This window comes from Nostoc sp. (assembly GCF_041747015.1).
Classification (GTDB): Bacteria; Cyanobacteriota; Cyanobacteriia; order Cyanobacteriales; family Nostocaceae; genus Nostoc.
This window is the reverse complement of sequence record NZ_JBGTFY010000094.1, coordinates 1-12,561: the sequence shown is the minus strand read 5'-3', so window position 1 is coordinate 12,561 and position 12,561 is coordinate 1. Positions and strand designations below refer to the sequence as shown.

Below are 12,561 nucleotides of genomic sequence, written 5' to 3'. Positions count from 1 at the left end.
GGTGAGGATTGTTGTAATGTTACATTCTTGCATAACGTCTTGGTGATAACGTTCACTTTTGTCATGGAGCGTGAGCCAACCCCAAGTATCAATGAAAAGCTTAGTCGGCATAAAGTTCGTCGTCTAAGTTGGCAGCTAGGGAGCCATGAGATACTGCACCAATAAAGTTTTCCAGGGGGTCGCTACTGTTGCTGTGTGGGTTTATGGCTGGTGATTTCTCGGTACGTGCAAGCTGTTGAACATACCGTAACACGTCTTCGAGGTGCTGCTCTGGCAGTTGTTCAATCACCTCAAAAATGGCTTGTTTGGTTGTCATAGCAATGACTTCATGTGGCTTTATTCTATAAAGTCTACTGCTTATATTCCTGTATTAGCTAGGGCTTCTCTTATTTTGATACACTTCAGTAAACTAGAAACTAAAACCGAGCCGGTTGACCAAACCTAAACGTATCTTCTAGGAACGAAAACCAGTGTCAACTTCTGACTCTCAATGCCGCATTATTGCCCTGTTTAATCAGGCGGGTGGTGTCGCCAAATCGACACTGACCCAAAACCTGGGATACCACCTAGCAAAACGAGAACATCGCGTCCTTCTCATCGACATAGACCCCCAAGCAAGCTTAACCAAATTCATGGGGCTAGTGCCATCTCAGTTACAAAAAACCGTTGCTGATGCCATTATCGATGAGCAGCCCTTACCGATTCATTCTGGCATTCACGGTATGGACTTAGTTCCAGCAAGCCGAGTCCTAAGTGGAGCCGAAATGCAGTTAGTCAGTGCTGCGATGCGCGAGTTGCGCCTTAAGGAAGCCGTTGAATCTGTTCTAAATGAATACGACTTCATTCTTATAGATTGTCCCCCCAGCTTAGGATTGCTTTCCTATATCGCCTTAGTCGCAGCCACACACGTCCTCGTTCCCGTGGAAACCCATCTCAAAGCCTTTGAGGGAACAGACGAACTTTTACAAACTATCACCCACGTAAAAAATAAAGCTAACCGCAAAATCCAAATAGCAGGATTTGTTCCCACTCGGTATGCTCAACAGAATTCAGCCGATAAACGAGCATTGGCAGCTATACAAGAACAACTTTCTGCTTGGGGTCGGATTTTCCCAGCCATCCCCAGAGCCACCGCTTTTGTCGATGCCACAGAAGAACGTGCGCCCCTAGCGGTGTTTGACCCTAAACATTCTGTAGTCTCTATCCTTGAAGAAATAGCTAATTCTTTGGAGGCTTTGTGATCCGACGCAAGCAAACTGACAAACCCTTTGGCGGACAAATTACAACTCCACCCCCTGCACCTTGGTTATCCTCCCCAGATGCCGAGTTGCCAGCCGCTACTGAAACTACTATAAAACTCTCAGATATAGTTCTGCCTCAACATCAGCCCAGACGATACTTCGACCCACAAGCATTAAAAGAATTAGTCTCGTCAGTCAGACAGCATGGCATCCTCCAACCTCTGTTGGTGCGTCCACTTGGCTCTGGGAAATACGAATTAGTAGCAGGAGAGCGACGCTATCGGGCAGCACAGGAGGTAAAACTTGAAGTTGTGCCTGTGGTTGTGCGTGAGCTATCTGATGACCAAGCGTTTCAGTTGGCTTTGATTGAAAACCTGCAACGAGAAGACCTTAACCCTGTTGAAGAAACTGAAGGGATATTGCACCTGTTGGCAATCCGGCTGCATTGCGATGTAGAAGCCGTCAAATCCTTGCTGTACCGGATGAAGAACGCTCACAGTAAGGGGGAACAGCCGTCAAAAGACTCATTAAATGAATCTAGGAAAAACGTTTCTCCTAACTTAGATAATCCGCAATCTGAGGACAACATTTCTGACCAGTTATCCGAGAAAAATGAATCTAGGAGAAACGTTTTTCCTAACCCAGATAATCTACAAACTGGGGACAACGTTTCTGATCAGTTATCCGATGAAACTGAATCTAGGAGAAACGTTTTTCCTAACCCAGATAACCCGCAATCTGAGGACAACGTTTCTGAGCATTTAGCCGAGCAAAGTGAATCTAGGAGAAACGTTTCTCCTAACCCAGGTGAAGAACAATCAAACACGGTACAACAGGTGTTTGAGAGTTTGGGAATCATGAATTGGCTATCGTTCACCACCACACGCTTACCTTTGCTAAATCTGCCCGAAGAAATTTTAATGGCACTGCGGGGAGGTCAGCTAGAATACACCAAAGCACAAGTCTTGGCGCGGGTAAGAAATAATGAAATCCGAAAAAAACTTTTGTCCGAAGCGATCGCTAACGATTGGTCTTTAAGCCAAATCAAAGAAAAAATCGCTGCTTGGACGGATGATGAACAAGCATCCTCTTCTTTTGCATCTAACCAAATACCAGACCGCCTCAAAAATATCACCCAGCGCATTAAAAAGCGTCAGCTTTGGAAAGAACCTGCAAAACAAAAGCAGCTAGTAAACCTTTTAAGCAAGCTGGAAGCATTGCTAGGCGATGAGTGAATTGACACGAGTTGCTTATTTTTCAAGGGGATACGAGAGATGGCAGAAAAATTACAGATTCGAGAATTGCTCAAGGCTTGGTTAGATTACATCCAAGTCGAAAATTTGAGTAATGCCAAAGTAGAAGCTGACGATTCAGAACAACCGAACATCTGGGACTCTCTTGTAAATCTGGTAGGCGATAAACTATTAATAGACGAGTCTTTATTTAAAAACATAAAGCAACCGTTTAAAAGTGCGAAGAACTTTGAGCAAATAAAATTACCATCGATTGCTGTAGCTTTCCCGCAGCTTTATGTAGTTGAATCGAATCGCCGTCAATTTCGCCCGTTGTTCACTATCAACGTTTCGACACTATTCGAGGGTAATTATCGCAGTAGCGGATGGAATTTAACTGAATATGAGTTTCAGCCTGTTATTCCCAATTTGATGCAGTGGTACGGACTAGAGGAAGAAGCGGCTGAGTCACTGGTAACAAGGGAAGGGTTGAAAGTTTTTCTCGAAACTACTTTCAATCGTCCCTTTAAAACGCTACAAGATTTTATGGGACTGATTGAATTACCGCCGTTCCCCGTGCGGTCAAAACTTCTCCCTTATCTATTGGATTTTGACTACGCTGCTTTTAATTACAACCTCAAAAAAGATTTTCAGAAAATTAGCGACCAGAATTACTTTCAGTGGTCAAGACCAGGACATCCGGCTTACGAATATTTATTTGGACAACCAAAAGCACCTCAACATGAAGTACTTTTTTTGGGTGCTTTTCCCAACTCACAGCCCGATGACTATCAAGCACTTGCTCTCAAACATTCTAAAGATCAACCTGTTACTGCTGTGATTGGGCCACCGGGAAACGGCAAGACGACGCTGTTGCTGCATAAGATAGCCCAGCAAGTGGTACATCGAGCAGTGGAATTAGCAACAACGGGTTCAGATAGAAGTAACTTAACTGTGGTAACAAGCACTAACAAATTTGCTGTAAATAACGTTGAGAAAATCTTAGCCAGCAACCTGACCTCTGACTGTTTCTACTTATCAGGAGGTTCTAGGGATTTAGTTGAGAGCCAAGTGTTACCTAGTTTGCAAACTGCACTCGACTGGTTAGCCAAAGAAACATTTAATTACGATGAATGGGAGTCAACGAAGCAACAATTGTTAGCAGGTGTTCAGCAAATAGAATCTTATAGAAAACAAGACGAAGACGAGCTTCAACAGAAAAGTGTTGATAAGCAATTATTAGATGAGCTATGCCTTGATATACAATCGGTTGAGTCGGCGCTTAAGACTTCTGCATTTGAGTCTTCGTCACCATTAGAATCCGGGAGCGACTACTCTAGGTTTCCAGTAGAAGCCTATCAGCAGATAAAACAACATCTTGGCAGTGCAAGGCGTTCTTTGCCTAGAGTTGATTACTGGCAGCCTTCTGTTAGAGATAACAAATGGTTTGCCCAGCTTTTGCAGACGATTAAACGATTCTGGCAGTCGATAACCAAAACCAGCGCACATCATGTTCTCAAACGCTTGCACAAACAGATAGAGATGCCTGTGTTAGCGACACTGGCCACCCCATTTCAATTTCAAATCCCACTAACAACTGAATCTCTCATCGCCGCCCAGCAGAGTGTTGACCAGCTTATTGCAGAAGCATCTTTCTGGCAGCAACAACAGAATGGTATTGACAGCACACAACAGCAGATTGAGTCAAGAAAGCAGCAACTCAAAGACCTCATTACTCGCCGTTCTCAAGTCGAAAACCGACTCGCTACTTATCCCACCAAAGATTTTTACAGTCGCTTCTACACCGAATTGCACTCGCTGCAAGTAGAGTTATTCGAGTGGTCTTGGGAATTTCAACAGCAAGAAGCTCTGCAACGGAAAGATGAGGTGATAGCTTCCATTAGAACTTACATTGCATTATTGAATGGCGAATGGGATGCTTTTCGTCAGTTAAGTCATAATTGGAGAAACATTTATCGGGATATCAGTCTGTTATTTCCGGTGTTTCTTTGCACTTTGCACTCTATCCGCAATTTGTTCCCTTATCCCGATAGCGGCTGTATCGACCAAGTAATTGTAGATGAAGCGGGTCAAATTCCACCGCATCAGGTTTTTCCCGTTTTAGTACGGTGTAATCGGGCTTTGATTGTTGGCGATCCATTGCAATTAGAGCCAGTGGTAAATTTAAGTGACCAGAAGAAAGAGGAATATCGCAGCAAATCTTTTCTGGAACAGGGGCTTACGGATGTAGATTATGACCGCTACAGCCCCACTGCTTCCACAGCTTATCACCGAGCGGCTGGGGCATCAGGGCAACCTAGAGATATTGGTCAGGGGATTATCCTTAAATATCATTACCGTTGTATTCCGGTGATTGCTGATTTTTGCGATCGCTTGTGCAATTACGGCATGATCATCAAGACGGAACCAAAAGCTTCTCGTTTGGGTACTAACCTGATTGCTTGCAATGTAGAAGGGAAACTGGAGAATTACGTTAATTGGGCAGAAGTTGATGCGGTAGAAGCTTTAATTGAGGAATTGTTACGGGCAGGTTATTGCTTAAATTCTCCTGATTCTGACAACACAATTGGCGTGATTTCACCTTACCGCCGTCAAGTAAATGCGCTGACTCAACGTTTAAAATCTCGCTGGTCAGATTTTTCATCCGAGAGCATTGGCACAGTTCACACGTTCCAAGGTGGTCAGAAATCAGTAATAATTTTCTCGACTCGCCAATGCCAAGCAACTGATAGCCTCTGGTTTATTAATCGGCGACCTAATTTACTTAATGTGGCTGTCAGCAGAGCGCGAGAACTGTTTATCCTGGTGGGGAATCTAGGGCGAATTTCTGAGGGTGGTTACACCAGAGATTTGATGGAATATATCAAGGAATTTGGGGAAATGCGATAATTTAAATCAACCACAAAGCGCAAATAGAAAGTAATCATATCAATCTGCTTTAAAGATTTTTATCCTCATCAGTCACTTCTGCTAGTTTCTTCTCCCAGAATAACGCCTTGCCCATCTGGGGATTTAGCTCATAGCCACTGAATCCGCACGCCTTGTATGCTGACTGGGCAACATGGTTTCCTTCTAGTACCTCTAGCGTAAGTTTGCAGCAGCCCAAATCGAAAGCGATCTCCTCCGCTTTCTGTAGCAGCAGTTTAGACAAGCCTCTACCCCGATAGAGTACAGCAACAAAGACATCGTGAATATTAAGTAATGGCTTACACGCGAAGGTAGAGAATCCTTCTAAGCAGACAACAAGCCCTGCGGGTTCGGCATCGACAAAGGCGAGAATGACATGAGCCGCTTTTCTCTTTACAAGTTCTGCTCTTAGATTTGCCTTAACGTAGTCGGACAAACCTTTACCACCACCCATTGGGTCAAGCGCATACTTATCCATTAATTGAACCATAGCGTCTGCATGAGCAGGCAGACTAAGGTCTGCTTCAACAATTTCAATCATCTATTAATTGTGGCCACACTATCCTTCATTTTTCCATTATCAAATAAAGGAAACACAGCCGGATCATCAGTCTCATCTGCCAAATAATTTTTAGGCTCGATATCGTGACGGATCAACATTGAACATTGACTATTATCGTATGCCTAACTATACATTAGAGCGTAACTGATACCAAGGGCGACGTATTGCCGCAAAGTAAGAAAATTTAGTAGAGGGTTTCTTAAAAGAGTTGCCACAGCCGAGGCAGAGCAAAGGTTTGAGTAGCCATTGTGGGATATCTCTATTGCGCGGTCGGGGCTTGGATAGACAAATTAGATATTTTAAGAAAATGACTAAACAGCTTTTATATAAGGATACGCTATTATTTTTATATTTGTAACAGTAGGTAAAACTATACTTCTATACTGTTATTTGCTTTATCTATTTAAATACAGCAATTTCTATTTTAGAGCGAAACCAACATATCTTTAAGTTGTTATCAGATAACAATATTTCAGTAATTTTTTTTAATATATAGATACTATAAAGAATATATAAAAAGAATATATACATACTTATTTTTTAAGTAGTTTCAATGATATTATCTAACTTAAAGTTGCTTATATAACCTTTGATCTGCATTTTTTATACTCATCTTTACGTAATGAAATTTAAAGCATTTTGTAACATTGGTTTCGCTACTCTCCTTGCTGTATCCGCTAGCACACTGAATTTTCAATCTGCTGCTCTTGCATGGAAAATAACCCGTACAGGACGGGATTTACCAGCTAATCAAACTCTAAATATTGGCGGCACAAACTTTAGTTGTAATGGAAGTTACGGCTTCATTCCTGGGGCAATTCTAGAAAATGCTGGTCGTACATCAACCGTGCTTTTGGATCGACCTTTTTGCTTCCCCTATAGTCCTGAAACAAGAATTAATAGTACGCAAGTATTTCCTTTATTTGAAACGACTACCCAAGGAGTGAAAGCTGGCTTGCGTTTCTTTGATTCAGCCTTTTATTTAGGAGGTACATCAGAGTATACAGATAAATGGACGCTTGAAGGATACATTGAGCAGGTTTCACTGGGAAATGGGTTGTACCGTAAAAATGTGTTCTTGGGTGAAGGAACTGAACAGACAAATGTAATATCTCCAGATCCTTATAATTTTTCTAGTTCAGGTAGTATTGGAATTCCGATAGGATCTGGCCCTTATTCTACAAGTTTTAGTATTGATAGTGAGTATTCTACTGATTTACCTTCGGCACTTGATTACACACTACTTTGGTCACCTGCTACCCGGCAGTATTTAATGCAACCTCATTATGGTTCTTATTCTCCTTCCGGTAATGTGGTTGCTGATTCTGCTTATTATAAGTTTTCATCATACATTCAGAAAGAAGGAGAAGGAGGAAAAGGTATTGTTCCGGTAGTACCAGAAAATAAAGATACTGATCCTAGAGCAACTATAGTTGCTGAATTTGATACTGAGCCTAGCAAGTCTAAGATATATACCAAGGAGGGGGAATTAAACTACCTCTACGAAGGAATTGCAACTCCTGAGGAAGTAAGCATATTACCCAAGTTGTCTTCTCTAAAAGCTTACGATCCTAAAGAAATAATCAATAATACAAAGCTTAAAGACCCTCTTTCTGAAGAGAACACTAGAATTCGCTTTAACTTTGTACCCAAAACTAATGATGATATTCCAATTCAACTTGGTACTTTAGCAAAAGCTTTAGGTTACGAATACTTCAACTATTTACAAATTATTTCAGACGTACCAGAAAGCTTAACATGGTGGGATGGAAACGGAAAACGTGTAGCATATAACGGAGAGATAAAGACATCTAAAGGAACAGGAGCATTTTTCGACGCATTACCTGGTGGAAACTTGATTGTAAGTTATAATAAGTCGGAATTAAATGAGAATGAACAAAAACTTGTAAGTAGCATTCAGCTTTCCCCAGAAGAGTTTGCTTCATTAAAAAAAAGTGGCATTAATTGGGTTCCAGCAGATACACAGCCTTTCTACCTGGATGTACCTGGGTATGGAGGCTTCGATGAGGAATATAAGGAATTTTCTGCTTACCATAACGTTTCAATGACAGATCGACCTGTTCTAGGAAATAATCCTAAGAATGAAAGCATAATTTTTCATACGCTCTTGGTAGGTGTTAAAGATGGAGGGGCTACTTTTCATGCTTTTGATGGTTTAAGTAAGAAGTGGAGTAGCAATACAACTTGTGCTTTAAGTGGTTGTACTGGTGGAATATTTAAAACATCCAGTAGCTCGCTTCCTGAGTTTACAACTGGCGGTATTGAAATACTAGATGATAGCGTAAGTTTTGATGAGTTATCAGACGATATAATTGCTTTACTTAAGTCATTCGGAGGTAAGCTAATCAACACTGATGGTTCAGAATACATCAGAAATTCAAATACAACAACAGTTCCTGAACCTTCATTTGTATTAGGGTTAATAGCAGCAATAGGTATTGGTACTACTTTCAAATACAAACGCAAACGTTGAAGTACAGAGCAAAGAATATTTTTAATTAAGAAGCTAAGTGCGATCACACCTTATGGTTTATGCCAATAGACGCGATCGCACTTTCGCGTCTAGCTTCCTGTTTTGTAGAAATGTTGTCATTCCTTTAAAAAACAAAATGGCATTAAGTGATGGCATCTTCGACCGAGCAAGGAAGTTGTAACACATTGGTTTCTGTAATCCTTATAGGTAAACCTTTATAACCGAGTAATCAAATTTTTCTTAATCGGTTTTCTTACTTGAGCCAAATTTTATAAGTATTTGGCTCATTTTTAATAGCAATGAATTGATATAACTCTATAACCCAGTTACATCAATTAATAGATTGGCTAACACAGCAATTAAATTTCATCTAGGATTATCAATCTCACAAATGCGACGGATGAGTTTCGCTTGTGCTTCCAATTGTTGAAGCGCCCAAATAGTAGGCAAGCGCAATTTTTCACCACGCACTCCCATTGAGTACAACACCAAAGGTAGCCAATGAGCTTTGAGAGTAACCAAAACTGCATCAGCCAAAGTAGACCCAGGTGAGATAGGGTCAGTCTTTAAAAAATTAAGTATTTGGCCATCAATGTTGTTACTGTCTCGTTTAATAGAAAGAATTTCTTGCTTGGCATCGCTCATATAAACACCGATAAATACGTAGGATTAAGAGAGTTTCAACTGCGAAAAATGTAGCGTAAGTTACAAATAACCTGTGAGCTACCCATTAAGACTAAAATCACAAGTTTTACGCATTTTTGCTGCTTGTTAGCAGTCATTAGCAGTTAAAAGATGCAAATTGCAGTTACAGCTTTTAACAGTTTACAACTGCTGGTAACTGCAAATAGTAGTCAGATGGTAGCAATTGGACACCTGGGGGTTTCGGTTAAAATAGCCTCTAATGCTTATGGTGAATGCAATAGAGCTACTTTTACCCTATGGGACAATTGCTGCTGTTGGGGATTTTTTCTCAAAATCGATAATACAAGAGAGTTGCAAACGTACTTCAAAAAACTGTTTCAAAATTTTTTGTGGTCTGTTTCTTATTGGGTATCTTCAAATATTTGATGTGAGAACTCGTTGCGGATCATGCGACGAAGTGGAGTCTTCGGGGCGGGCTAATTGGACTGGTCAGCATTACTAATGATCGTGGAAGCCCGTCCCGAAGACCGCATGAGCCGAGCGTAGCGACAACGAGTTCGGTTTGCACGGCGTAGGTCACAGACTAAAACCACGATCCTGCTGTAAGAGCTTTTGTTGCTCCTCCCTGAGATGAGCTTCTAATTCCTGACTCCAATCAGGATTATGGGTTTTGAGCCTTTTACCCTGTGGCAACAATTCCAATACTGCACTAGCGGCTTTATTCCCTTGTTCATCATTATTGAATGCTACGACCACCCTATTGAAACTCTTGAGAAATTCCATAGGTAAGTTATTAGGGTCATCAGCTACTATCAACATGGTTCTAGTTGGTGGTAGCCCTTTGCAACTTGAGATCAGGTAGGTGGCTGCTGACATCGCATCAATCGGTGTAGAACACAAAAAGACGTTTTCTACCTTGTCCGTTGGTTGCCCTCCTAATCTCAGATAAAACCAACCATTTGCTGTAGAGGTGTTTTGGTCGTACTCCACAATGCGATGATTTTCTCTAGGCTTTGACCAAATTAATGCACCAGTTTTTTCACCATCTAAATCACGCTTGATAAACAAAATATTTCGTTGCTCATCCATGTAAAGCAACTGATTACCATGTAATCCTTGCGAAATATAATCTGGTATGTAGCGTTTCTCGCTTAAGTACTTGTGCAACACTTGCCAAACAACTTTATCCTCTGGTGGTGGAGTGAACTGGGGCTGTTGTTTGCGTTCAATTTCTTGAAAGAGTTTTTCTAACTGCTCAACTGGGAATGGTTTAACAGGTTTGAGCAGCAATTCATTAATAGGTTCATCATCACGTTCTGGTTGGTAGTCAACAGCAAGATGTTTTTGCAGTCCAGGGAAGGTATAAGCTGCGCCTAACTGTGTACCACTGAAAGCCTGCCCATCTTTCTCATAAGAAATGCCTTTAGACTTCCCATTTCTGGTAAATCCTGTCCTGACGCTAATTCCTGCTTGCTGCAACCGCATGATCAGCGTTGGCATTTGGGGATTATCAACTCTGGCCCTATCAATTGTCTGCTGAAGTTCCTCTTTGATAGTGCGTCCTGGTGGGTTGTCAAGTTTACCTAGTTCATATTCTTCTTGTTCTCGCCTTATACGCCTGATTTGTCCGGTGCTGGGTGTGCGCTGTAGTTTCTCTCTACTACCTTGCACTTGCACCAAATTATAGTCAATTTCAATTTGTCGTAGGACTTTCTCAGAACGTACATAATCCCAGGAATCATGCACTACTAGCCCTGTATCCATCCTGATCCGACTGGCGGCAATGTGGATGTGGTCGTCGTCGGTGTTATGGTGGCGAAAGATGGCGAATTGATTGGCATCAAAGCCCATTTCCTTCATGTAGCGATCGCCAATCTCGTTCCACTTCTCATCATCTAATTTGTCACCCTTGGCTGCTGACAGTGAGACATGATAAACAACTCGGTCTGCATCAGAATTCAGTTGTCGAGATAGCTTAAATTCCCGCGCCAATTCACGGGCATTTCTACCGCTCATGTTGCCGCCGATTAGTTGGGCATCTTCGCGGGATTCCAAATAATCCAACAGCTTGCGAAAACCTCTGCCTTTAGTCTGCTTCCCAATCATCCTCTTCCTCTTCCGAGTCGTCATCATCAACATCATCAGAGGCAATGTCTCGTCTGCACTGATGTAGCAGTTCTAAAAGTTCTCTTAGCAGTTCTAAATCAGCAGGTAAAGTTCGCCCAATTTTTAGGGCTGTGTTGGTTGCCTTGACAAGCTGGTTTAGGTTGTTCCCGATTTGTCCTAATTCCCAATATGTTTGTAGACTAATTTTACTCAGTCGTTTTGGTAATGGACGCATCAACGCATTGCGTCTCATCAGTTCACTCGCTGACATTCCCGCGTCTTGGGATTTAATACGAATCATATCCAGTTCGATGTCGCTCAATCTCACTGGAAAAATATGCTTTCGGACTAGAGCTTTTGACTGCTTGCGATTCGCCATAAGTCGATAAGATATCGGGACATTGCGAGGGGGGTTTTTCAAGGGGGGTTTCCCCACTTGAACCAGTCTGCCGTTCGAGCGGAGCGAGACAAAGCGTAAGCTTTGAGGCATGGCTGGCTTCAAGCCCATTTTCGGGGTAAACGAGGTGTCGTGTGCTACGTATGTACGGAGGGCGCAACGAGAGACTGGGGGCGAGGAAACGACAGCGTACCTGGGGGGACAGGTTCGGGTCATTCAGGGTGGGATGAAAGACGATAACAGCGTAGCTGAAACGTCATTATATCAGTGTTTGCTAAATTACTGCGACGGCATAGCCGGAGTGTCTTGGCTACAGTCAGCAACAGTCAACATGGGAGGAAGATAGCAAAAACTATGCTGGAGCGGCAGGAATATATCAGCATTTAATAAATGATGGTGACGGCGTAGCCGCATTATGAAAATTCTAATCAGCGTAGCTGAAACTTGCTTTAAAGGAGGAGTTATACTTTTTGAAAAATAGTGGAAAATAAGGGAATTATGATAATCAATTTAATTTCATAGCAATGGTTGAGCCAAAAGATTCTGGTCAGATTACTAAAGGCAAGATTGATGAGGCTATCAAAGCACTTAAGGAGCAGAAGCCGAAAGAGCGGGATAGTCTATCGGACAGAGAAGCTATTCGGAAAATGAGGAGGTATATCGAGAAACTAACCTCTGATAAGTATGGCTATACTTACGATGAAGTGTCAGAGATGCTGAAAGGGTTGGGTATTCAGTTAAGTGGTAGCAGAATTAAATATTTATTGGGTGAGGTCAGGAAAAATACTCGCCGCAAAAAGAAGCCTCTTGAGAATGGGGTTTTTTATACAAACCCTCGAAAAGGGGGATTAGGGATTTTATGACTGAGAAGCGGTAAATTTTTCGTTTTTTTACGTCTCATTATTCTTTAGACTTTGAGAGAATTGCATTTTGAGACATAAAAAGAGACATGATTT

At 41.9% G+C, this 12,561-nt stretch carries 10 protein-coding genes; 5 read left to right on the top strand and 5 right to left on the bottom strand.

Translation table 11 applies throughout. From position 1 onward, the window contains the following. Window positions 1-100: 100 nt before the first annotated feature. Entirely contained in the window at window positions 101-316 is a 216-nt protein-coding gene (locus tag ACEW80_RS07025) for a hypothetical protein (protein WP_373525908.1), read from the bottom strand. 154 nt (window positions 317-470) lie between these two features. Here ACEW80_RS07025 and ACEW80_RS07020 point away from each other — a divergent pair, with 154 nt between their 5' ends. The 3 genes from ACEW80_RS07020 to ACEW80_RS07010 are packed head-to-tail and all read left to right on the top strand — an operon-like array spanning window position 471 to window position 5,383. After that, complete coding sequence (locus ACEW80_RS07020; RefSeq protein WP_373525907.1) at window positions 471-1,241, top strand: ParA family protein; 771 nt, start codon at window positions 471-473, stop codon at window positions 1,239-1,241. Then, complete coding sequence (locus ACEW80_RS07015) at window positions 1,241-2,476, top strand: ParB/RepB/Spo0J family partition protein (RefSeq protein WP_373525909.1); 1,236 nt, start codon at window positions 1,241-1,243, stop codon at window positions 2,474-2,476. Before ACEW80_RS07020 ends, ACEW80_RS07015 begins: the two co-directional genes overlap by 1 nt. Window positions 2,477-2,515: 39 nt before the next feature. Then, the gene (locus tag ACEW80_RS07010) at window positions 2,516-5,383 is read left to right on the top strand and encodes an AAA domain-containing protein (RefSeq protein WP_373525906.1); all 2,868 of its coding nucleotides are present in this window, start codon (window positions 2,516-2,518) and stop codon (window positions 5,381-5,383) included. A gap of 49 nt (window positions 5,384-5,432) precedes the next feature. Here ACEW80_RS07010 and ACEW80_RS07005 read toward each other — a convergent pair whose 3' ends face one another. Then, window positions 5,433-5,942, bottom strand: a complete 510-nt coding sequence (locus tag ACEW80_RS07005) for a GNAT family N-acetyltransferase (RefSeq protein ID WP_373525905.1) — start codon at window positions 5,940-5,942, stop codon at window positions 5,433-5,435. A 643-nt stretch (window positions 5,943-6,585) separates the two neighbouring features. Here ACEW80_RS07005 and ACEW80_RS07000 point away from each other — a divergent pair. Next, window positions 6,586-8,457: a PEP-CTERM sorting domain-containing protein gene (locus ACEW80_RS07000; RefSeq protein ID WP_373525904.1), complete on the top strand. Its 1,872-nt coding sequence runs from the start codon at window positions 6,586-6,588 to the stop codon at window positions 8,455-8,457. Between the two features lie 366 nt (window positions 8,458-8,823). On the opposite strand, the gene ACEW80_RS06995 is transcribed toward ACEW80_RS07000, so the two are convergent. The 3 genes from ACEW80_RS06995 to ACEW80_RS06985 all read right to left on the bottom strand — a co-directional run bounded on the left by ACEW80_RS06995 (window position 8,824) and on the right by ACEW80_RS06985 (window position 11,629). After that, a complete protein-coding gene (locus tag ACEW80_RS06995) occupies window positions 8,824-9,102 on the bottom strand; it encodes a hypothetical protein (RefSeq protein WP_373525903.1) in 279 nt (92 codons plus the stop codon). A gap of 576 nt (window positions 9,103-9,678) precedes the next feature. Beyond that, window positions 9,679-11,208, bottom strand: coding sequence for a relaxase/mobilization nuclease domain-containing protein (locus ACEW80_RS06990; RefSeq protein ID WP_373525902.1), 1,530 nt, complete (start codon window positions 11,206-11,208; stop codon window positions 9,679-9,681). Continuing rightward, complete coding sequence (locus ACEW80_RS06985; protein WP_373525901.1) at window positions 11,189-11,629, bottom strand: plasmid mobilization relaxosome protein MobC; 441 nt, start codon at window positions 11,627-11,629, stop codon at window positions 11,189-11,191. The genes ACEW80_RS06990 and ACEW80_RS06985 overlap by 20 nt, the downstream gene beginning before the upstream one ends. Window positions 11,630-12,129: 500 nt before the next feature. Here ACEW80_RS06985 and ACEW80_RS06980 point away from each other — a divergent pair, with 500 nt between their 5' ends. After that, the gene (locus ACEW80_RS06980; protein WP_373525900.1) at window positions 12,130-12,468 is read left to right on the top strand and encodes a hypothetical protein; all 339 of its coding nucleotides are present in this window, start codon (window positions 12,130-12,132) and stop codon (window positions 12,466-12,468) included. Window positions 12,469-12,561 lie beyond the last annotated feature (93 nt).